Origin of the sequence: Citrobacter youngae (genome assembly GCF_003818115.1) — a bacterium.
GTDB classification, from domain to species: domain Bacteria; phylum Pseudomonadota; class Gammaproteobacteria; order Enterobacterales; family Enterobacteriaceae; genus Citrobacter; species Citrobacter youngae.
Window position 1 is genome coordinate 1 of the sequence record NZ_RPOI01000038.1, and the last position, 21,842, is coordinate 21,842.

The window sequence follows — 21,842 nt, forward strand, 5'->3', positions numbered from 1 at the left end:
GATCCAAAATTTTTTGTATGAAAACCGATTGATAACCTGAGATTAATAGGAAACCACCGCAAATTATTTGGGGCAAATAATTTTGTTCAAAAACCTATTAATAACCAGAAATCTATAGGAAACAGCCTGATGATATTTGACCTCAAATATCATCAGGTGAAAAACGATGAATAACCATCATATTGCAAGCCCGAGGCTATCAATCGGCCTCGACCCTTCGCCCGTAAACCTGCGCCACATACCGTCCACGCCCGTCACCGTGGCCTAAATCCATTGCCGTCATTGCCAGCGCCTCTTTCTCGCTGAATCCCTGCGCCAGGTAATGACGAATGGCATCCTGCGCCCAGGCATAGCGCAATGAGTGCGGAGAATATGCGCCAGTTAACCCGAGACGTGACGCCTGACTGTGCCAGCATTTCATCGCACTTTTCAGGTCCGGCTTATCGATCAGCCTGCCGTGACGATCTTCTGCCACAGCCAGAGCATTATCCAGCGCTTTTCTGACAGCTATAGCATCAAGAATAACGGTTTCACGCGGGCGGCCGCCTTTGGTGCCGAACACCACGGTTAGCCGGGACTCCCCCCGCTCCAGCGCCTGTTTCCACGTTTTCAGCGACTGCGCACTCTGCACCGCTTCCTGAGAGCGCAACCCCATCAGCCTTGAGAGTTCCAGCGCTGCCGCCAGCCCCGGATCTTTTGCGCGGGCGGTCTCCAGCATATGGCGATAATGCTCCGGCGTGATGGCCCGTTTCGTACCGCTACGGGATGCACCGGACAATCCCAGCGAGCGGTTATTCAGCCGCTCACTCTGCGCCAGCCTGTCACGACCGGCCTGTTTCAGGATGCAGCGCACCGCCGCCATCTCGTTTTGCAGGGAACGCTTCGTGATACCCTGCGCCAGCCGTTCACGGATATAGCCTTCAATATGCCGGGCCTTAAGCTGCTCCACCCGGCGGATCTGCACATTCTGCGCCAGCACCAGACGCTCACAAAAACGCTGCGCCAGCCTGATCCGGTCATCCACCGTTTTGTAGCTGCCACCCGCCTGCTGCGCCAGCCGCTTCATTTCCTGCTCCAGTATTCCCATACATTCCCCTTTTCATGAATGCCGCAAACTCATCCCAAAAACCAACACTGATACAGCTTTCCCCGGCGCACAGGCCGATAGCCCCTGTTTTTTGTCGGGGCTGCGAACGATACCTGAGCGCCGGGGCGGCAGCCGTTGAGGTGTGGTGGGGCTTCGGTTGTGCTCTCTGAGCAGCCGCCCGCCTTAGCGGGTTATCCCCCGGATCGTCCTGATCCGCCTCGGTATCGGTTCATGTTCTCCTTATGGGTCAAATGGCCTGAAAAGGCAGTGTCAGAATCCAGCCAGTAGCTGGCGCAGTTGAGTTGTCTGGTGCAGGTCGAAAAGGCTGCGAGCGTCACTTTCCCGCGACTTCGCGGTTAAAGTGACGCACTGGACTGGTGCAGTGTTTAAACGTTGCGTTTCTGGTGCAGTTTTACGGTCACTCGGCAGCAAATGCCTTGCGGCAATGCAGACCGCAGCCCGTCAGGTAAAGGACGCGGATATCAGCCGGAATGGTTGGTCGGAAGAATTCCGGCGCAGTGCAGACAGGGCCAGCAGGCTGGCGCAGTAAAAGCGGTATCGTGTATAAACTCCGGCCTCCGTCGCGGTGGTCTGCGACCCGGTGTTTGCAGAGGTCTGCACCGGTAAAAGGCAACCACCTGATAAATCAGGCGCTTCTTTCAGGTCATGAAGCTTTAGGCACTGTCAACGACAGCATAGGGCAAGGGGGAGACTATGCCAGTGCCGCTGGCGCAGAAAGGAAGAACTGTTTTTACCTGCGAAAGGATTTTTTAATCACTTGCTATTATAAAAAATGAGGGCGCTGTATGTGACAGCGCCCCCGTTCAGTTTACACAAAAAGCATCAGCTCAGAATGGCTTCCAGTCGGGCCAGCACTTCATTCACGACAGCATCGGGTATGCGTTCCAGTCGCTTACCGTTCCGGGCACCCATATCAATTGTTCTGGGCTGGTCGCAGCGAATAACGCCCGTTGTTTTTGTTCCCGCGCCGTCCAGGGAGACAGTAAAACCGGCTGCACGGGCAAAGTTTCCACCGCTGGTGACGGGAACAACAACGGGTAGCTGGGTCAGCTTGTTAAACGATGCCTTCGATACGATAAGCACCGGACGTTTTCCACTTTGCTCGTGACCGGCAATCGGATCCAGTGAAACAAGCCAGATTTCCCCTCTGTCCATTTACAGGATCTCCTTGCCCACCGCAGGCGCATCAATCCATTCCCGATCCTCTTCGCTCATTTCGGCGTGCGGATCGCACTGCGCCAGCAGTTCCTCAAGCGAATAGCGGGGCCGTTTCTGGGGTTCAATAATCAGGCAGCCATTATCAATGGTCATGCCCACGTCGCTGTCGGTTGACAGCCCAAGAGTTTTCAGCACGGCAGGAGGAACCGCCAGCATGACGGATCCGCCAACCTTTTTCAGGCGAGTGGTATACATAGAGCACCTCCGAATATTATATTTTAATATAACATCTACGGCAGGCGATGCACAATTATTCATCAGATTCATTGCGATTTCCTTAGCGTAATAATGTGTGAAGAAAGCCTTAATCCATCGAAGGACGGATCCGGCAGTTTTCAAAGGCAGCATTGCCGGTAAAAAGGCGACCATCCTGATATATCAGGCGCTTCTTTCAGGTCATGAAGCATTTCGTGCAGGCGGGAGCTTAGTTCGTGGTAAGAAGGCCGATAATAGAAAACTGTTTTTGCGATTCAAAGGATTATGACGGATCAGATAAACGAAATGCGGCGCAACTTCCGTATATGGGCTGCGCCGTAGGGACATCAGAGATAGCGTGAAGGCCAGATTTTTTCAGGCGCAACATCTAACGCTTCAGCAATCAATCTTTCGCCTTTAGGCCAGCGGCGGGTAAGCGCATTTGCCAGCGTGGAGGATGCCAGCCCTGCCTGACGCGAAAGCGCTGACAGCGAAGTGCCACGTTTTTTCAGCCCGGCGATAATGTCGGCGGGATGCCAGTCAGACTGCATCATGCTTTGATCTCCACACCGTCAATAAACTTCACGCCGCCAGCGGTACGCAGCCAACGCGGAGCTTTCATTTCCGCAGCGAAGTAGTTAATCAGGTCGTACAGCAGCCAGCTAAGGTACTTCTCCGTTTCAGAGGCAAATCCCAGCCCCGACAGGGTTTGCGTGATAGCAAGGCAGTAACGACAAAGCTCAGTACATTCAGGATCGAAACGGGGAGAACTGGCAGGCAGCGTGTCAACGGTTAGACTTTCAACCAGATGAGGAGGAACAGGCTCTAACAGAGTGGGTTGCAGCAGCGTCAGACAGGTGTTGATTCTGCCGCAAAGCGCCATTTTCAACGCGGGATCGTTGCTTTCAATCAGGGTTTCGGCAAAGGTTTCGCAGTGACTGGCGAGTATGGTGAAATCCGTAGTGGCATTAAAGGGAACAGCAAGTGACGGGTGTGTCTGAGTGGGGATCGTAGCCATAAAGGCATCCTCCTGTAACGGGTTAAAAACCCACCACCAGAGGTTCCAATCTCATGGTGGTGGACTGAACGGGGTTGGAACTACCGGCGTTACAGGCAACCGGCGCACCTTTTGGTGCCCCCGCCCAGCCCACCATTGAGGTATAGCCGAGCGCACGACATAAAAAAAGACGCGGGGCGCGTCGTATGTCGCCTGTAACATTCTTCAGGGTTCCAATCCCGGCACCTGATTTTGCAGGTGCGGGTAAAAGATACCGCTTTCTGTCAAAAACGGCAAGGGGAAGTCGTGGAATAGAGATCGCAGATTGTTATAAATATGCACAATAGTTACTGTCGACGAAAGCGGCACATAAAGTAACTTTACTCTCAATCTGCTGAATAGTTTTTGGTATGTAATTCTCGTGTCGTATAGTGAATACCCTCCTTTTTTTCTTTCATTCCTTCATGCCTGACCATAAAAGCAAACGAAAAAATTGCTGAACGAGTTATCTGAAGTAAATGCTCAAAATGGCGAATAAAATCACTTTCTTTGATAAAAAGAATATCTTTGATTAATTGATAAGATTCGTAAATATCCTCAGGTTTATCACTTTTATGTACAACTAAAAACTTATGCTCCAAACCATTTCGCCATTCTTTATAGAAGGCTAACTCCCCGCCCTTATCTTTATTCAGATCGGTAGCAATACTGTATAATGCCAGAAGCCCGGGTGATTTTACCTTTTCAAATAATTGTCTTCTGTTATCAACATCTAATTGCCAGAAATTCTGGAAGTAGATATTCTTCTGAGGTGTCCCTTTTTTTGTTATTGGGTAAAGATTATAAAGTTCACATATGGCTACCGCAATTTTGTCAAGAATGCCAAAGCAAAGACGAAATGCAGTCCTGATCTTTTCAATTTCTATCCCTAAAACTTCGTCATTATACAATTCCAGAAAATGACTTTCGTACTTAATGTAATCGGTATTTTGTGGATGAAGATAATCAAAATAAAGGTGACGTGCGAGTGAAAACTCCGATTTAAGGCGGTTTAATGCCATCTCCATGGGAATGATAAAATCACCTGTTACGCCGCCTCCCGAAGAAATGACAAGAGCATCTGTAGCACTTCCTACACATGGGCAATACAGGCCATGTTCTGATAAAGTAAGATGATTTCTAAGACAAAACTGTCGGTATGGGCTTAGCGCTTCGAACTCTTGTTGCGTAAGTGCTTCATCGTGATCGTCCGTTTCATCATCAACTGCATATTCTGCGATTTTATCGTTAGTCTGTGCTATGCGACCTAAATAGAATGATTCCCATTGTGGTGGAATATTTTTTGAAACAGATGCTTTAATATATCCGGCTCTCACTTCTTTTAATAATTTGATTGAGAATGAAGATGAAATAAGATTGAGAACCATAAGTGACATCGAACGATTGACCCAAGCCTGTGGTATATCCAATCCCTTACGATTAGTAAGATCATAATATCGCAGTGACTCACTGAGCCGAAATTGACTTCTTAACGAATTCGCCAAATTAACGGAAAGTTCAGCCTGAAATTCCTCCTGTTCCTCAGAAGATAGCTTAAAAGAACGCCAGTAGATATTTTTTAAAGAAACTAATTCTTCTATCGATTTGAATGTATGGTCATTGGGGTTAGTAATGCTTACCAGATTAGATAGCGCATTGCCATAATTATAATAGTAAAGGCACTCTCCCAGAACTGAGATAAATGCTTCTTTGTTATCTTCCATCAGGTTGCAACCAAGCTCTGATGCACATTTATTATTTTGCATCTGCCCTATATCAACAAGAGTACCCGCAATATTCGCCAATACTATAAAATAGTTATCGTTCCTGATTTTTATTCTTTTCAGTTTATTCAGGAATGCAATAGACTGTTGATAAGATTCGTCAAATTTTCCGATATCTACCAGTTGGCGAATAAAATCACTTTCATCGACAAGTTCTTTTGTTATCAAAATAAATCTTCCTTATACAGTTGATTTCGACGTTTCAACAAGAGGTATAGCCGCACCGGAGACATCAATCACTATCGCTGATAAACGGTCTCTTTTTTCAACCGGTACAGTTTCATTAAGCATATTTTCCATTGAACTGGCGTTTTCAGGTTGAGGCATGTTTTTAGCCAAACGAGGTAGGGGATTCGGTCGAGCAGAACCAAACCAAAAAACCAGATAGATACCGTAACCAGCAGAATCAGGGTTTTTAGTATAAAGCTTATCCAACTGTCCGTTAAGCGCAGTCCAGACATCACGGTGATAATCACGCTTTATCTCAATAGGTATTTTAATACCCGGTAGTGAAACAATGATATCTGCCCTTTTATCAGAAACCATGTGTCCTTCTGGTTCACAGCTTATTTTTAATGGATTAAGCCGGGTACGGAGTAAATCCAGAAAAATATTACGGCAACTCTCTTCAGGTTTCGGTGCCAAGGGACGTCCATAACTGTCTTCATTCCAGAATTGTTTATAAATATTGGTATTTTCGTAAGTAATTCGATTTGAAATATCCCGTATATGATCGAGCAACAATGAGTAAAGATCCATTACGTTGGCAGGTGTTTCATTCACCAATGTACTTACCGCCTGCTTCCAGTCCGCATGATGAAACTGTGCCTCTCTATAACGAATCCTCTGATTGCTTTGGGCATGTAAGAGATGATCCCAATAGCTTTCACATTCAGGCAGCAATAATAAACGCTCAAGTGCTTCACTGGCATCGTATGAAGAAATAGCAGAAACTTCGTTAATCAATGCTCTGATAAACTCTGCATAATCCCAGCTATTTCTTGAACCATGACTCCCATCCATTGGATGATAAGCATTAGGGAAATGTATTGCTGAAACTCTAATGATGGTTTCTAATTGAATTAAAGAAAGCTCTTGGTTATTATTTTTCCTCTGCCTTCTTAACTCACGCAAAAACCAGATTATTTCTGAATCTGACTTCGCTTCAGATACAAATAATTCATAAGCTTTTTCTGGTTCCAGAAAATAATAACATACTAACCAAACATTATAGCTAATTTTATTTAACACATTCCGTTGATTAACCATAAGTTGAGACAGTTCCAGAAGGTCTCTATGTATCTGCGGACGTGCCAGCAACCATTCAACTAAGCTTTGCGTATGATTAATATCATCAGGATATTTTTTAGCGAAGTGAATAACTAAAGGGATGACGAGATAATCTGGTAGGGATTTTTCATGTAGAATAAAGCTCAACGCAACAATATGCTGAAACTTATTTTTCATACAAAAGTCTATTATATAACCATATGTTTCTATAAAAAGATCTCCTCGATAAAGAATTACATACTTCTTCCATGGCAGTGAATATGTAGTGATAGCATTATCTTCTTTAATATGGATTGATAATCTTGCATCTAATGCTATTAACATTTTTAATAACTCACTATCCCAAAGAGTTATGTCATCTTCCAGTTTCCATAGTTCGTCACTTCCCGCCAATATCGCATACCACCATTCATAATATTCACCTTTTATCAATGAGTTATTGATATCATCTATAGACGGGAGATCTGCACGACCTAATAAAGCCACAAGACCAGAAATGGCATCTATAGCATTTTTATCTCCAAGACTTGAAGAAAGACGCTCAAAGCAGAACAGTTTTTCATCTACATCGCTATATAACGCATAATAGATATACGCAATATGTCTAAGCCATCCTAAATGTTCACCCGAAACAATCTCTTCTCTTAATTGCTGAAACTCCACTTTATTTGAATCTATAATATCCTGTCTTTCTCTCTCACCTTCTACTCTGCTGATATTGATCTTTACCCGCCAATCATCAATATCACAGACTAAGGCATCTTTTAAAATAAATAAAAGCTCATTATTCATTTTGCCATACGTAATAAGAAACTCAAATACCTGCTGTGACGGCATATCACAACTCCAAAGAGCAGGAAATGCTAATCGATAAATAAAGCTCGTCTTATCTGGAATACATTCCTTACTCGATAAATAGTGTATGAATCGGGATAATAAAAACTCACGAGGAATGACGCCAAATGTACTTTGTCCAAACTCATGTAAAAACAGATATCCTGTATTATATCTAGTAAAAGATGATATTGCGGCATCTATAATATCCTCATACTGCCAATCACGTTCTTTTAGCAACTGAACAATCTGAGTTGTTTTACTTTCAAAATGACTATAATGCTCTTTATACCAGTGATGAACATTCAGACATATCCATATCTGTTCAGCAGTATATTGATCTTTCGTATTGAGAATAGTCACCAGGCCACTTTCAATATAATATAGGACTTCATGGCGATTTCTTGGTGATGAATACCAGTTATCTCTATTTTCATTTTGGTATTGATAGAGGCATTCAAATATTGTCATCATATCTTCGACAGAAACAACATCCATTATTCCCCATAGAGACCCTACTGGTAAACGTTCCTTAGTTATACTTAAAGTATCAATCAATAGTTGTGCTACATCTAATGCGGAGAAATAATCTTTATAAAGTAACTGAATAATGTGGTTACGCAATCGAATATTATCGTGACTTATCTCTTTCAATTCAGAGTAAATTCCGATGACATCTTTAATACCTGACAGGCCCGAGTGTATCAATGCCGTTATCGCTTCTTCCTTCTCGGCATATGAATGACGCTCAGATTTAACAATATCAATTAAATCCTGATTCAATGACAATATTGGGGTTGTAACGGAGAGAGATTCGAGAATAAGCATACGCAGAGAAAATCGCGATTTGTGATCATGGATAATCAGGCGCAAGTGTGCTTCCATCTCCTCGCTCACAAAGCCATTCAAATTAGAAGAAAAACCATGATTTCTAAACCAAGGATCCCTTTCCGAAAGTTTAGACAGTGCCACAAGTAAACTTTGTTTATCTACAGTGGATAACGAAGCCGCATCTCCATAAGTCAGTACACCATAAGGATCGGCCTGAATGAAGACGTTGGTGTATTGTGGTAAAAAGACCGCCAGCCATGCGTGTAATCCTCTTAACTCTGAAGACGGATAACCTTCAAATCCCAGCAGGCTTCTCAAACGTCCCAAGGGTAATCCCTTTTCAACAATACTCGCTAACCACTTCGCTGCCAAATACTCGGCAATTGTCCTGTGGCTGTAATCAACCGTCTCAAGTTCATCCCCGGCGGAAAAAACACGTCGGGATAACGTCGCTCTTACTATTTCACGTGAAAAGAACGGTATGGTTCTATAGCTAGGATATTCTGATCGGATATCATTTGGAAGCAGAGAAATCCCGGAAACATCACTCAGTATACGCAACGCGCAAATAGACCCAGCAGAGTGTTCTAACTCGTCGCTGGCATAAATTCCCGCATTTTGCCGCGAGTGTTCTTTACTATGTTCAGTTAAAAGAAGCTGTGTCGTTGAGTGGAAAAGCTCGGACCTCGTCCGGGGCCAGTTTCCTTCTTTGACAACCTCAGCCAGCATAAGCAGATTTTGTGGGTTGTGAAGAAACTCATAAGCAGAGTGTTTTTCTGCTTCCTCCAGAAACTTCTCGGGATGCTCTATGCCATGAGCATGCAGAATAGCTGTCTGCTCTTCCCTTGATAACTGCTGCAAATGTAAAACGACATATCCCCCTGTCTGCTCAAAATAGGGTAAAAATGCCGACAGGTCTGATTCGCCCAACCAGTCCTGAGATCGACAGGAGATTCTGACCTTTTGCGGAGTTTGGGAAAAAAGCCTTTGAACTATGCCATCTATAACATCGCTACTGTTATGACTGCTCCTTTTTTCATCTAATGCATCAATAAATAAGGCTTTTTGGTTATCTATCGGGACACCACTTAGAAAGTGTCGTACCGTCAGATAGTTTGCCCCATGAAATGCCGAAAATTGCTTGAAAAGATAAGTTTTTCCAGCACCAGGATCGCCAAGCAGAACAATGTTAGGAGACTCCGAATAATCGCCAAATGCCTTAGTTTGGCTATCTTTAGCCTCTTGGGGGTAAATCTGCCTGACTTGCCTGTTTAACATGTAATACCCCCCAATTATTTTCATCTAAATATAATACTACTGAAATGGAGTTTATTTAGACTATCCATAGACAACTATCAAATCTCATCAAGCAACATACAGTTTTCAACAATACCTATAGATGGAACTTCATTATACAAAACCGCCGGTTCAAGATTAAATAAATCATATAACTGCCTTTCTACTGACAGTACGGGCATTTTATCATAACGTGGTTTTGAATAATCAACATCACTTTGCTCAATAAAATTGATATATTTATTTATCTCATGCAAAAGCATATTTTGCGTGTGTTTTGTTCCCGTACTTTGTAATTCATGAAATCCTACTGTCGAATTCACCGACTTATATGCAGAAAAAGACAATCGCCTAGCACTGGTTATAGTATTTTCTAGTCTCTGCTTAGTATTTTCATTAAGAAAAAACTCCTGAGCCCATCGCTCAGATATTTTAGAAAGATAATATTCTAGCGTATTGTAGAAATACCCTAGATTAATTTTACGCCAAAGATTGATAATACTATCTTTTATATCATCTCTCTTCAAAACCTCTTCTTGTAAAACTTTTAACGATATAGTTTTCGTATCACTTATCCCAATTACATTTAGGTGAAAACGGCAGATGTTGATGAACGAGTCAAAGTTATATAAATCTTCATCTTTCAGTGAAGAAAAATCAGAAACTGAAATTTTGAGAATGTTCTGAGTGAGCAGATTTATTAGCTGCTTATTTGCAATTTCCTTTGATGGAAACGTATAGCGTAAAAGTTCTTCTGTAGCAACAATTCCCCAGTCCCCACCACATCCATCAATTATTGATAATAATATCAATAACTCTTCTGTCTTCACAGAATCTAGGGTAATTGGAGTTACATTAGTCGGATTTATTGGATGTTCATGTCGAGCTAGTGCTTTATTTATTGCACATTCACCTTGCTCCCGTAGCTGTAAAAACTCAGCATTATCACCACCAACTGCCGATTCTAAAATGTCCATCCACTTATCATATTCATGCCAAAGATTGCAGCGAATAGTTGCTCTTATTGTATTCTTACATAATGAGACATTATACGATGCCCCATCTGCATAATTTTTTGAGTCCAAACACTTTAAAGCATAGTCTATCGCTTGTTGATCATTTTTATTTAGACAGAAATAAGATAAGAAGAAATATAATGACTGACTTCCTTCGCCCTCAATATATTGATAAATAAAAAGTGTAAGATTATTCAACTCATTATCATTTCTAATAAATACTCGATGATAGTACTCATAAAACCGTAATAAAATATCGTCATAATAATGCAAAGGATAATTGGCATTCTCTTTTGTATTTATGATTACCTTCATAAAGGTTTTAAAATATGTTGAGTTACGTCCTTTAGCACCAGTACGTATAAAGCAATCAATTAGTTTATAATAAACATGTGCTAGCTTAAGCCCTTCACTTATGTTATCTAAATGAATAAATGATAGCCTCTCAGATAAAATTAATTCATTTTCTTCAGTCATCAATCTTATTATATATGAGGGGACTTCATCATAAATAGTCATCAGTAATAAAAATGCAGATATCCTGTGTGATTCATAGTCTTTATTTTCCCAACAAACAATCATATTGGAAAAATGATAATCTGGGCTATTTTCTAGTTCTGGGTTTAATTTAACCTGATCAATAATAAGTGAACAAAAATCAATCAATGGAATATTAGTTGGAAGTATAGTATTGTTGAATAAATATTCACTATTTCCTCTTCGTTGGGGCTTTTCGTTTTTCTTCTGCCGTTGTTGCTTATTCCGATTCTTTTTTGACTTCCTGTTGACCATAACCATTCTCCTAAGACAAACAAGGCCATGCTAACACTATGGATGTTAAAGTAAAGATACTAAACGACAGGTAGTAAATACAACGACACATGGACCTCTCATACTGATTATCCTAGAAAAACATGCTCAATAGTAAGTACACAAGCGTATCAATCATGATGTCATACCAAGGCTCCTCGACCAGAATGCCCATGTACAAAAGGTGGTCATTCTGGTGGTCTTGACAACCCCAATTTTTAGGTTTAGCTTACTAATCAGTCAGTTAATGGCTAAGGCGATCCCAGTCAGAGGAGCCATATTTAGAGAAGCCCGCTTAAGGAAACTTAAGCGGGCTTTTTGCTTATTAATTTCTTCAATCGTCTTATTTTTCATCTTGTCCTCTTGTAAGGGATAAAATCGTTTTATCTTCTCGTCTGTCGCGGTAGTCTCATTACAGTCGTTTATACCTCGACTGCAATGTGCGTAACCTAACTCCAATACTAATAATTAAAAAACAGTACAGACAGGATAACTATGGATTCCACCCTCACCTCCACGGGTCCCCAGCAGGACACCTCATCGCTTAACCGTGCCCGACGTGCCGCACTCGGCAGCTTCGCGGGTGCCGTGGTCGACTGGTATGATTTTCTGCTTTATGGCATCACCGCCGCGCTGGTCTTTAATCGCGAGTTTTTCCCGCAGGTTAGTCCGGCGATGGGAACACTTGCCGCATTCGCCACCTTTGGCGTCGGATTTTTGTTCCGTCCGTTAGGCGGGATAATCTTCGGCCACTTCGGCGATCGCCTGGGCCGCAAACGTATGTTGATGCTTACCGTCTGGATGATGGGTATTGCCACTGCGCTGATCGGGATTATTCCCTCTTTTGACACCATTGGCTGGTGGGCTCCTGTGCTACTGGTGACGCTGCGCGCCGTTCAGGGATTCGCCGTTGGCGGTGAATGGGGTGGCGCGGCGTTGCTCTCGGTCGAAAGCGCGCCGAAAAATAAAAAAGCCTTCTACAGTAGCGGCGTTCAGGTCGGTTACGGCGTCGGGCTACTGCTCTCTACGGGGCTGGTCTCGTTGATTAGCTCGCAAACAACCGATGAGCAGTTCCTGAGCTGGGGCTGGCGCATTCCGTTCCTGTTCAGCATTGTGCTGGTTCTGGGCGCGTTGTGGATGCGCAACAGAATGGATGAATCGGCTGAATTCGAACAGCAAAAACAGGCCCCTCAACCGGTGAAAAAGCGACTGCCGGTTATCGAGGCGCTCACCCGTCACCCAGGAGCATTTCTGAAAATTATCGCCCTGCGTCTGTGTGAGCTCCTGACGATGTACATTGTTACCGCGTTTGCTCTCAACTACTCCACGCAGAACCTGGGGCTGCCGCGCGAATTGTTTCTGAATATCGGGTTACTGGTTGGTGGGCTGAGTTGTTTGACCATCCCCTGCTTTGCCTGGCTTGCCGATCGCTTTGGCCGTCGGCGCGTCTATATTACCGGTGCGCTGGTCGGTACGCTGAGCGCCTTCCCATTCTTCATGGCGCTGGAAGCGCAGTCCATTTTCTGGATAGTGTTCTTCGCGATTATGCTGGCCAACATTGCGCACGATATGGTGGTCTGCGTACAGCAGCCTATGTTTACCGGCCTGTTTGGCGCAAGCTATCGCTACAGTGGCGCAGGCGTGGGTTATCAGGTTGCCAGCGTTGTCGGCGGTGGTTTTACGCCTTTTATTGCCGCTGCATTAGTGACTTTCTCCGGTGGCGACTGGCACAGCGTTGCCATTTACCTGATGGCCGGATGCCTTATTTCGGCCGTGACCGCAATGCTGATGAGAGATAAGCAGCACGGTTAAGTCTGAGTGCGAAGGCCGTCCGGTCTTCGCATAATCTTCCTCAACGTCTGACTTTTGTTTCACATTCCTGTGACATACTATCGGGAGAGCAGTACATCTGTGGAACAAGGAGACAGACATGAACAATAAGGGCTCCAGCCTGACCCCGGCTCAGGCACTGGATAAACTGGACGCGCTGTACGAGCAGTCGGTTAAAGCACTGCGTAGCGCCATTGGTAAGTATATTGAAACAGGGACGCTCCCTGACGACATCGCCCGCCAAAACGGTCTTTTTGTTTACCCATCGCTTTGTGTCACCTGGGATGGCAGCGCCACCAATCCCCCCAAAACCCGCGCCTATGGCCGTTTTACCCATGCAGGCTGCTATACCACAACCATCACCCGCCCGTCGCTTTTTCGCCCTTATCTTGAAGAACAACTGACGCTGCTGTATCAGGATTATGATGCGCATATTTCCGTCGAGCCGTCGCAACATGAAATTCCCTATCCGTATGTCATTGACGGCTCTGAACTGACGCTCGACCGCTCGATGAGCGCCGGATTGACGCGCCATTTTCCGACCACCGAGTTGTCACAGATTGGCGATGAAACTGCGGATGGTACCTATCATCCGGCGGAGTTCTCCCCGTTGTCGCACTTCGACGCGCGACGAGTCGATTTCTCGCTGGCGCGACTGCGTCACTACACGGGAACGCCGGTTGAGCACTTTCAGCCCTTTGTACTGTTCACCAACTACACCCGCTACGTCGATGAGTTCGTGCGCTGGGGCTGCAGCCAGATCCTCGATCCGGACAGCCCGTATATCGCGCTGTCATGCGCGGGCGGGATCTGGATCACCGCGGAAACTGAAGCGCCGGAAGAGGCCATCTCCGATCTGGCGTGGAAAAAACACCAGATGCCCGCCTGGCATTTAATTACCGCCGACGGTCAGGGGATCACGCTGGTTAATATCGGCGTCGGCCCCTCTAACGCCAAAACCATTTGCGATCATCTGGCCGTACTGCGTCCTGACGTCTGGCTGATGATTGGACATTGCGGCGGTCTGCGTGAAAGTCAGGCAATTGGCGACTATGTTCTGGCCCACGCTTATCTGCGTGACGACCATGTACTGGATGCCGTATTGCCGCCGGACATTCCGATTCCGAGCATTGCGGAAGTGCAACGCGCCCTGTATGACGCTACCAAAGAAGTCAGCGGCATGCCCGGCGAAGAGGTTAAGCAGCGTTTACGTACCGGAACCGTCGTCACCACCGACGACCGTAACTGGGAGCTACGCTATTCCGCTTCTGCGCTACGTTTTAACCTCAGCCGCGCGGTAGCTATCGATATGGAGAGTGCCACCATCGCCGCTCAGGGCTACCGCTTCCGCGTCCCTTACGGCACGCTGCTATGTGTTTCCGACAAACCACTGCATGGCGAGATCAAACTGCCTGGTCAGGCCAACCGTTTTTATGAAGGTGCCATTTCTGAACACCTGCAAATAGGTATCCGGGCTATCGACCGTCTGCGTGCTGAAGGCGACCGACTGCACTCCCGTAAATTACGTACGTTCAACGAACCGCCGTTCCGTTAAGGCCTGAAGGTAACTATGCACAACTCAACTCCTCTTTCCGCCCTGCGCAGTCTGCTGTTAGCGCAGGGACTGGATGGCATGATTGTTCCGCGCGCCGACGCTCACCAAAGTGAAGATTGTACGCCACATGACAATAAACTGGCCTGGCTCACCGGCTTTAGCGGTTCCGCTGGTCTTGCATTGGTACTTCGCGATCGCGCGCTGATGTTTGTCGATGGGCGCTATCAGGTCCAGGTGCGTAACGAAGTCTCTCTCGATGATTTTGAAATCCATCATTTGCACGAGGAACCTCTGGCCGACTACTTGCAGGCTTACGTCACCTCTGGTGCGCGTATCGGCTTTGAACCTCTGCTGATGGTCAACAGCCAATTTGAAGCACTGTCGGCCACTCACTGCAAACTGGTTCCGATGGAACGCGATCCCTTCGACCAGATCTGGCTCGACCGTCCAGCCGCCCCCTGTGGTGTAATTCGTGAAATGCCCGTTGAGATAAGCGGCGAAAGCAGCGCACATAAGCGCGAACGAATAGTGGAACAACTGGCCCAGCATCAGGCCGACGTGCTGGCGATCACGCTGCCGGATAACATCGCCTGGCTGCTGAATGTGCGCGGTTCGGATCTGGCTATGGTGCCAGTGCCGTTTTCGTTTGCCCTGCTCCATCGCAGCGGCGAACTGGAGTGGTTTGTTGATAATAATAAGACGCAGCAGCTGCCTGCATCGTTGCTGGAGACGATCACGCTGGCCCCGCAAGAAAACTTTCTTCCGCGCTGCCAGCAACTTGCCCAAGGAAAGCGTTTCCTGGTTGATAAAGACTATGCGCCAGTCGCGCTGCGGTTCGCCATTGAACAAAACGGAGGAGAGGTTCTCTGGACCCCCGACCCCATCACATTGATTAAAGCTCATAAAAATGATGTTGAACTGGCAGGGTATCGGGAATGCCATGAACAGGATGGCGCCGCATGGGTAAACTTTCTGGCCTGGCTGGCGCATGAGGTTCCGCTGCGCGAGGCAGCAGGTAATCCTGTCACTGAACTGGAAGCACAAGCCAAGCAGCTGGCGTTTCGCCAGCAGCAGCCAGGATTTATAGAGCAAAGTTTCAGTACTATTTCCGCCTCTGCCAGCAATGCGGCGATGTGTCATTACCATTCCAGCGAGAAAACAAACACCCCCATCACCACACAGGCAATGTACCTGAATGATTCCGGCGGCCAGTATCAAAATGGCACTACGGATACAACAAGAACGCTCGCCTTTGGTCCACAGGATCCGCAGCGTCGTCTGCATTACACCGCCGTGTTGAAAGGCTTTTTATCGCTTATCTCACTGCAGTTTCCCACCGGTACTCAGGGACATCAACTGGATGCCTTTAGTCGTCGGGCGTTGTGGGATTTAGGTCTGGATTTTGATCACGGTACCGGCCACGGTGTGGGTCATCAGTTACTCATCCATGAGCAACCCCATCGCATCGCCAAAAAAGTAAACCCCTGGCCTCTGGTTGCGGGCAATATCATTACCATCGAGCCGGGTTATTATCTGGCCGGACAATATGGGATCCGTATTGAGAATCAGGTTGAGATTATCAACAGTCGCCCTGGCTTCTGTCGTTTCTCAACGCTGACGCTGGTGCCGATTGATTTGAATCTGGTTGAACTGCATTTGCTCAGCGATGCAGAAAAACAGTGGATTGATGATTACCACCAGCAGGTCAGAGAGACGTTATCCCCCCGCGTGAACGCAGAGGCTCGTCCGTGGCTGTTCGCCGCCACCGCGCCGATTCGCGTTCAGGCCAATTAAGGCAATAAAAAAGGCAGCCCGCAGGCTGCCTTAGTTCTCCCCAACGTATTACTGCTTAGCTGTTACGGATGTACTCATCCATTTCAGTTTTCAGGTTATCGGACTTGGTACCGAAAATAGCCTGAACACCAGAACCCGCGACAACAACGCCCGCCGCACCCAGTTTCTTCAGGCCAGCCTGATCCACTTTGGCAACATCAGCAACGCTGACGCGCAGACGCGTGATGCACGCGTCGAGGTTAGTGATGTTTTCTTTACCGCCGAACGCGGCAACCAGGGCCGGCGCCATTTCGCCAGTCGCGCCCGCTTTGTTGTCTTCAGTCGCATCTTCACGACCCGGCGTTTTCAGGTCCAGCGCTTTGATCAACACACGGAAAATGGTGTAGTACACGATCGCATAACCGATACCGACAATCGGGAACAGCCACAGTTTGCTGCTGTTACCGGACAGAACGATAAAGTCGATCAGACCGTGGGAGAATGATGTACCGTCGCGCATACCCAGCAGAATACAAATCGGGAATGCCAGACCAGCCAGGATAGCGTGGATGATGTACAGGATCGGCGCCACGAACATGAAGGAGAACTCGATCGGCTCGGTAATACCGGTCAGGAACGAGGTCAACGCAGCGGAGATCATGATACCGCCCACTTTCGCGCGGTTTTCTGGTTTAGCAGAATGCCAGATAGCGATAGCAGCAGCCGGCAGACCGTACATTTTGAACAGGAAGCCACCGGACAGTTTGCCCGCAGTCGGGTCACCCGCCATATAGCGAGGGATGTCGCCGTGGAAAACCTGGCCTGCAGCGTTGGTGTATTCACCGATCTGCATCTGGAATGGAACGTTCCAGATATGGTGCAGACCAAACGGCACCAGGCAGCGTTCAATGAAGCCATAGATACCGAACGCCACGACCGGGTTCTGGTATGCAGCCCACTGGGAGAACGTCTGAATAGCAGTACCGATCGGCGGCCAAATGAAGGACAGAACCACACCTGTGAAGATGGCAGCCAGACCAGAAATAATAGGAACGAAGCGCTTACCGGCAAAGAAGCCCAGATACTCAGGCAATTTGATACGGTAGAAGCGGTTGAACATATACGCTGCAATCGCACCGGAGATAATCCCCCCGAGAACACCCGTATCAGCAAGGTGTTTAGCGGCGATCTCTTCAGCAGGTAAATGCAGAACCAACGGCGCAACAACAGCCATGGTCTTGACCATGATGCCGTAAGCAACAACGGATGCCAGAGCGGATACGCCGTCGTTGTTGGTGAAGCCTAACGCAACACCGATAGCGAAAATCAGCGGCATGTTCGCAAAAACAGAACCGCCGGCTTCTGCCATTACGTGCGATACAACGGCTGGCAGCCAGCTGAAGTTAGCGGAACCGACGCCCAGCAGGATACCTGCGATAGGGAGTACGGATACCGGCAGCATCAGCGATTTACCGACCTTTTGCAGGTTAGCAAATGCATTCTTAAACATAATTAGGAGTGCTCCTGAGTATTTGTGCTTTTCTACGTTCTCACGCATTGGCGAGGGGGGAGAACCTCGCCGTGGACAGGGTATCTAAGTACCCTTTATTTATTACACAGAGTAAAATAATTCAGTTCGTTTTTGTTTGACGGCTATCACAATTCAGCTGTGGATGGCCGAAAAACTCGCACATTCCGATAAAATGAGTATCTGAATGTTTCCAACTGGTTATTCACCGCCCATTTAATGGCGGTGAACTTTACTCGCTTTGTTTATTAATTACGAGCTTTAAAAAAACTCAGTTAGCGTACTGATTGCAGGCGAGAGGCGTCGATGTGAAACAGGCGGGCAAAGTTATCTGTGGTGATTTGCGCCAGTTCTTCAACGGCAACACCTTTCAATACGGCCATGTACTCGGCGACATCACGAACCATGGCTGGCTGATTCTCTTTTCCGCGATGCGGCACGGGCGCAAGGTATGGGGAATCAGTCTCAACTAACAAACGATCCAGCGGAACATAACGCGCCGCATCACGAAGCTGTTCAGCATTACGGAACGTGACGATGCCAGAAAACGAGATATAAAATCCGAGATCCAGCAATTTACCCGCAGTTTCCCTGTCCTCTGTAAAACAGTGTAGTACGCCGCCACAATCCGTCACTTTTTCTTCGCGCAGAATTGACAGCGTATCAGCACGCGCATCGCGGGTATGAACAATAACCGGCTTGTGTAACTCACGGCCAATCTGGATGTGGTGGATGAATGATTCCTGTTGGCGAACTTTAGTTTCCGGGGTGTAAAAATAGTCCAACCCCGTTTCACCCATCGCAACTACGCCCTCTTCGGCGGCAAAACGACGCAAATCCTCGACATCATAGGTTTCATCCTGGTTTAGCGGATGAACACCACATGAGAAAACCACATTGTCACGCTCACCAACCAGTTCGCGCATACTGCGATACCCCGGTAGCGTGGTGGCAACGGCAAGGCAGAATTTCACATCGCGTGCGGCCGCTTTCGCCAGCACGTCATCCACGTCCTTATGCAGAGATTGATAATCCAGGCCATCAAGATGGCAGTGCGAGTCGACTAAAAACATAATGTCTCTCTCAAAGATGGGGAACAGGCAGTATGGTGCCTGGTTGCAGATAATGCTCAGTACGGAGAATAAGATCGGTTAATACCAGTTCACGGTTTACGCCTGTCACGTTCAGCAATTGCTGACGACAGTGACAAACGTCACCGAGTATCGCCTGTATCTGCGCGACGGATAACCGCTCAGCGATGGACGATATCAACGTCAGAGCATCAGGATTGGTTAAATGGGCAACACCATACGGACGTTTGAGGGCATCTGTAAACAACGTTGCCAGCCAGTGTAAACGGGTCGCAGCTTGCTCATGGTTGAGTGCTGCCAACAGGATATACCAGTCGTCGGACTGCAATGTGTTCGCCAGTGCCGCACAGAAGTCGGTCCGGTGCGCCCAGCTTTCCGCCTGTAACAGCGAGAGTGCCGCACCGGGCGAACCTGCACTAAGTCGTAACGCGCTCAACAACGCTTCTGACGACGCTGTTACTTCACGGGCAAGCCAGGAAATTGCATACGACTCAGGCGGCGGCGCAAGATGGTGTAACCGGCAGCGGCTACGTAATGTCGCCAGCAGGCGAGCTGGCTCTGTGCTGGCAAGGAAAAACCAGGTTTGCGCGGGCGGTTCTTCCAGCGTTTTCAGCAACGCATTGGCGGCGGCATCGGTTAACTGAGCGGCATCCGGGATCCACACCACTTTCGCACCGCCAAGGCGTGAATGCTCGTACAGCTTCTCGCTGACTTCACGTACCGCATCAATACCCAGCGTACTTTTGCCTTTTTCCGGCAGCAACGAATAGTAGTCCGGGTGTGTACCTGCCTGCATCAATTGACAGCCACGGCACTGTCCGCAGCTTTTATGTCCTTCTGGCTGCTGGCACATTAAATAGCGGCTAAGAGCGTAAATCAGCGCGTCGTCACCCATGCCGGGTAACGCCTGAATCAGTAGCGCATGGTGACCACGACCCGCCTGGTAGCTGGCTACCAGTTTTTCAAAATCCGGTCGTAACCATGGATACCATTTCATGCGCCCTGCTCCTTCACCCACTCGGTGATGGTAGTGCGGATATCCTCCATCACGACATCAAGCGGCTGTGTTGCATCAATTGTACGAATGCTGGCGTCTTGGGCAGCCAGTTCAAGGTAGCGTGCGCGGGTGCGATTAAAGAAATCGAAAGACTCCTGTTCAATACGATCCAGTTCGCCACGTGCTCGAGCGCGTTTTAGTCCTACCTCAGGTGTCACATCCAGATACAGAGTCAGGTCAGGGCGAAAATCACCAAGCACGGCATCACGCAGTGTTGCCAGCATGTGTTGATCGATGCCACGACCGCCGCCCTGATACGCCTGGGTCGACAGATCGTGACGATCGCCAATAATCCATGCGCCTTTTGCCAGCGCCGGCTTAATCACCGTTTCAACCAGTTGTACGCGCGCGGCATAAAACATCAGGACTTCGGCTTTATCGGTAATCACCTCATCGCCGACCGATTTAATGTCCAACACCAGACTTCTTAATTTCTCCGCAAGCTGCGTTCCACCGGGCTCGCGGGTAAATACCATGTCGCGAATCCCGAGTTGCTCAAGAGTCTCTACCACCACATTACGCGCAGTAGTTTTTCCGGCGCCTTCCAGGCCCTCGATAACGATATAGTTACTGCCCATTTTTTTCCTTAAGCACTTTCAGATAATCCTGCACGGAGCGGTTGTGGCTGACAAGATTAGTGTTAAACGTGTGGCCGCCTTTACCGTCAGCCACGAAATAGAGATACGGCGTTTTGGCCGGATGCGCTGCGGCCTGCAACGAAGCCTCACCCGGCATGGCAATCGGGCCCGGCGGCAAACCTGTGATGGTATAAGTGTTATAGGCTGTCGGCATTTCCAGATCCGCACGCGATAATTTGCCATTATACCGTGACCCCATACCGTAAATCACCGTCGGATCGGTTTGTAAACGCATGCCAATACGTAAGCGGTTAATAAACACCGAAGCCACCTGGTCACGCTCGCTGGCAACCGCAGTCTCTTTTTCAATAATAGAAGCCATGGTTACCAGCTGATTTTTGTCCTGATAAGGCAGGCCATCAGCGCGCCCTTCCCAGACAGTATCCACCGCTTTAACCATTTTCTGATGCGCGCGTTTTAGCAACGCTACGTCAGTAGTATTGGCGGTATACATCCAGGTATCTGGCCAGAACCAACCTTCCACCCATTGCGGGTTTTCCAGCTTCAGCGCCTGGGCTACGGTCTCATAGCTATCGTCGCTTAACGTATGTTTGATATACGGGGCATCGCGCAGCTGTTTCAGGTAATCGCTCAGGCGCATCCCTTCAACCAGACGTAACGGGAACTGCGCCTCTTTGCCGCTTTCCAGCAGTTGCAGCATATCCCGAACCGTCATGTCGGGTGTAAAACGGTAGGTTCCGGCCTTAAAATGCGACAGGTCGGGTTCCACACGCAGCAGCCACTGGAACACGCGCGGACGGTTAATAACCTTGTCCGCATACAGCTGTTCGCCAAGGGCCAGGCGGCCCGTCCCCGCTTTCAGCGTAAAAATCGTCTCTTCTTTAATCAATAATTTACTGTCCGCCAGATGGCGAACTTTCCACATTCCCACTCCCGCGGCAATGCCCAGCACAACCAGCAATAACAGGACAACGAGTAACAGTTTTTTCAT

General features: G+C 47.6%; 18 protein-coding genes. 4 read left to right on the top strand and 14 right to left on the bottom strand.

Annotated elements, in window-relative coordinates; all coding sequences use genetic code 11:
- Positions 1–199: 199 nt before the first annotated feature.
- The 9 genes from EHN13_RS22955 to EHN13_RS23005 form a co-directional block, all read right to left on the bottom strand.
- Positions 200–1,087, bottom strand: a complete 888-nt coding sequence (locus EHN13_RS22955; protein WP_124022132.1) for an integrase domain-containing protein — start codon at positions 1,085–1,087, stop codon at positions 200–202.
- A gap of 843 nt (positions 1,088–1,930) precedes the next feature.
- A complete protein-coding gene (locus tag EHN13_RS22970; RefSeq protein ID WP_124022134.1) occupies positions 1,931–2,263 on the bottom strand; it encodes a type II toxin-antitoxin system PemK/MazF family toxin in 333 nt (110 codons plus the stop codon).
- Complete coding sequence (locus tag EHN13_RS22975) at positions 2,264–2,521, bottom strand: AbrB/MazE/SpoVT family DNA-binding domain-containing protein (RefSeq protein WP_079816675.1); 258 nt, start codon at positions 2,519–2,521, stop codon at positions 2,264–2,266. It lies immediately after the preceding gene.
- Between the two features lie 347 nt (positions 2,522–2,868).
- A complete protein-coding gene (locus tag EHN13_RS22985) occupies positions 2,869–3,075 on the bottom strand; it encodes a helix-turn-helix domain-containing protein (RefSeq protein WP_023187060.1) in 207 nt (68 codons plus the stop codon).
- The gene (locus tag EHN13_RS24415) at positions 3,072–3,539 is read right to left on the bottom strand and encodes a hypothetical protein (protein WP_124022135.1); all 468 of its coding nucleotides are present in this window, start codon (positions 3,537–3,539) and stop codon (positions 3,072–3,074) included. Before EHN13_RS24415 ends, EHN13_RS22985 begins: the two co-directional genes overlap by 4 nt.
- A gap of 22 nt (positions 3,540–3,561) precedes the next feature.
- Positions 3,562–3,837, bottom strand: coding sequence for an ash family protein (locus EHN13_RS24505; RefSeq protein ID WP_338121972.1), 276 nt, complete (start codon positions 3,835–3,837; stop codon positions 3,562–3,564).
- A 67-nt stretch (positions 3,838–3,904) separates the two neighbouring features.
- Entirely contained in the window at positions 3,905–5,509 is a 1,605-nt protein-coding gene (locus tag EHN13_RS22995) for an LA2681 family HEPN domain-containing protein (protein WP_124022136.1), read from the bottom strand.
- 12 nt (positions 5,510–5,521) lie between these two features.
- Positions 5,522–9,574 (bottom strand): NACHT domain-containing protein, encoded by a 4,053-nt coding sequence (locus EHN13_RS23000; RefSeq protein ID WP_124022137.1) that lies wholly within the window; start codon positions 9,572–9,574, stop codon positions 5,522–5,524.
- A 77-nt stretch (positions 9,575–9,651) separates the two neighbouring features.
- Complete coding sequence (locus EHN13_RS23005) at positions 9,652–11,400, bottom strand: hypothetical protein (RefSeq protein WP_124022138.1); 1,749 nt, start codon at positions 11,398–11,400, stop codon at positions 9,652–9,654.
- Between the two features lie 163 nt (positions 11,401–11,563).
- Between EHN13_RS23005 and EHN13_RS24425 the strand changes: the two genes are divergently transcribed.
- The 4 genes from EHN13_RS24425 (at position 11,564) to EHN13_RS23020 (ending at position 16,597) form a co-directional block, all read left to right on the top strand.
- Positions 11,564–11,794 carry a hypothetical protein gene (locus EHN13_RS24425; RefSeq protein ID WP_232034710.1) on the top strand — a complete coding sequence of 77 codons (231 nt, stop codon included), beginning with the start codon at positions 11,564–11,566 and terminating at the stop codon, positions 11,792–11,794.
- 119 nt (positions 11,795–11,913) lie between these two features.
- Positions 11,914–13,230 (top strand): shikimate transporter, encoded by a 1,317-nt coding sequence (shiA, locus tag EHN13_RS23010; protein ID WP_124022139.1) that lies wholly within the window; start codon positions 11,914–11,916, stop codon positions 13,228–13,230.
- Positions 13,231–13,348: 118 nt separating this feature from the next.
- The gene (locus EHN13_RS23015) at positions 13,349–14,803 is read left to right on the top strand and encodes an AMP nucleosidase (protein WP_005128994.1); all 1,455 of its coding nucleotides are present in this window, start codon (positions 13,349–13,351) and stop codon (positions 14,801–14,803) included.
- Positions 14,804–14,818: 15 nt separating this feature from the next.
- Positions 14,819–16,597, top strand: coding sequence for an aminopeptidase P family protein (locus EHN13_RS23020; protein WP_061068118.1), 1,779 nt, complete (start codon positions 14,819–14,821; stop codon positions 16,595–16,597).
- 55 nt (positions 16,598–16,652) lie between these two features.
- On the opposite strand, the gene ptsG is transcribed toward EHN13_RS23020, so the two are convergent.
- The 5 genes from ptsG to yceG form a co-directional block, all read right to left on the bottom strand.
- Positions 16,653–18,086: a PTS glucose transporter subunit IIBC gene (gene ptsG / locus EHN13_RS23025; RefSeq protein WP_005128998.1), complete on the bottom strand. Its 1,434-nt coding sequence runs from the start codon at positions 18,084–18,086 to the stop codon at positions 16,653–16,655.
- Positions 18,087–18,379: 293 nt separating this feature from the next.
- Positions 18,380–19,177, bottom strand: coding sequence for a metal-dependent hydrolase (locus tag EHN13_RS23030; protein WP_101742067.1), 798 nt, complete (start codon positions 19,175–19,177; stop codon positions 18,380–18,382).
- Between the two features lie 10 nt (positions 19,178–19,187).
- Positions 19,188–20,192, bottom strand: a complete 1,005-nt coding sequence (holB, locus tag EHN13_RS23035) for a DNA polymerase III subunit delta' (protein WP_048211241.1) — start codon at positions 20,190–20,192, stop codon at positions 19,188–19,190.
- Positions 20,189–20,830 (bottom strand): dTMP kinase, encoded by a 642-nt coding sequence (gene tmk, locus EHN13_RS23040; protein ID WP_124022140.1) that lies wholly within the window; start codon positions 20,828–20,830, stop codon positions 20,189–20,191. The genes holB and tmk overlap by 4 nt, the downstream gene beginning before the upstream one ends.
- Positions 20,820–21,842: a cell division protein YceG gene (gene yceG / locus EHN13_RS23045; protein WP_124022141.1), complete on the bottom strand. Its 1,023-nt coding sequence runs from the start codon at positions 21,840–21,842 to the stop codon at positions 20,820–20,822. Before yceG ends, tmk begins: the two co-directional genes overlap by 11 nt.

Coding starts and splice junctions, on each gene's coding strand:
- EHN13_RS22955 (WP_124022132.1), bottom strand. CDS start 1,087: ATGGGAATACTGGAGCAGGAAATGAAGCGGCTGGCGCAGCAGGCGGGT.
- EHN13_RS22970 (WP_124022134.1), bottom strand. CDS start 2,263: ATGGACAGAGGGGAAATCTGGCTTGTTTCACTGGATCCGATTGCCGGT.
- EHN13_RS23020 (WP_061068118.1), top strand. CDS start 14,819: ATGCACAACTCAACTCCTCTTTCCGCCCTGCGCAGTCTGCTGTTAGCG.
- shiA (WP_124022139.1), top strand. CDS start 11,914: ATGGATTCCACCCTCACCTCCACGGGTCCCCAGCAGGACACCTCATCG.
- EHN13_RS23005 (WP_124022138.1), bottom strand. CDS start 11,400: ATGGTCAACAGGAAGTCAAAAAAGAATCGGAATAAGCAACAACGGCAG.
- EHN13_RS23000 (WP_124022137.1), bottom strand. CDS start 9,574: ATGTTAAACAGGCAAGTCAGGCAGATTTACCCCCAAGAGGCTAAAGAT.
- EHN13_RS22975 (WP_079816675.1), bottom strand. CDS start 2,521: ATGTATACCACTCGCCTGAAAAAGGTTGGCGGATCCGTCATGCTGGCG.
- EHN13_RS24415 (WP_124022135.1), bottom strand. CDS start 3,539: ATGGCTACGATCCCCACTCAGACACACCCGTCACTTGCTGTTCCCTTT.
- holB (WP_048211241.1), bottom strand. CDS start 20,192: ATGAAATGGTATCCATGGTTACGACCGGATTTTGAAAAACTGGTAGCC.
- yceG (WP_124022141.1), bottom strand. CDS start 21,842: ATGAAAAAACTGTTACTCGTTGTCCTGTTATTGCTGGTTGTGCTGGGC.
- EHN13_RS23015 (WP_005128994.1), top strand. CDS start 13,349: ATGAACAATAAGGGCTCCAGCCTGACCCCGGCTCAGGCACTGGATAAA.
- EHN13_RS22985 (WP_023187060.1), bottom strand. CDS start 3,075: ATGATGCAGTCTGACTGGCATCCCGCCGACATTATCGCCGGGCTGAAA.
- ptsG (WP_005128998.1), bottom strand. CDS start 18,086: ATGTTTAAGAATGCATTTGCTAACCTGCAAAAGGTCGGTAAATCGCTG.
- tmk (WP_124022140.1), bottom strand. CDS start 20,830: ATGGGCAGTAACTATATCGTTATCGAGGGCCTGGAAGGCGCCGGAAAA.
- EHN13_RS23030 (WP_101742067.1), bottom strand. CDS start 19,177: ATGTTTTTAGTCGACTCGCACTGCCATCTTGATGGCCTGGATTATCAA.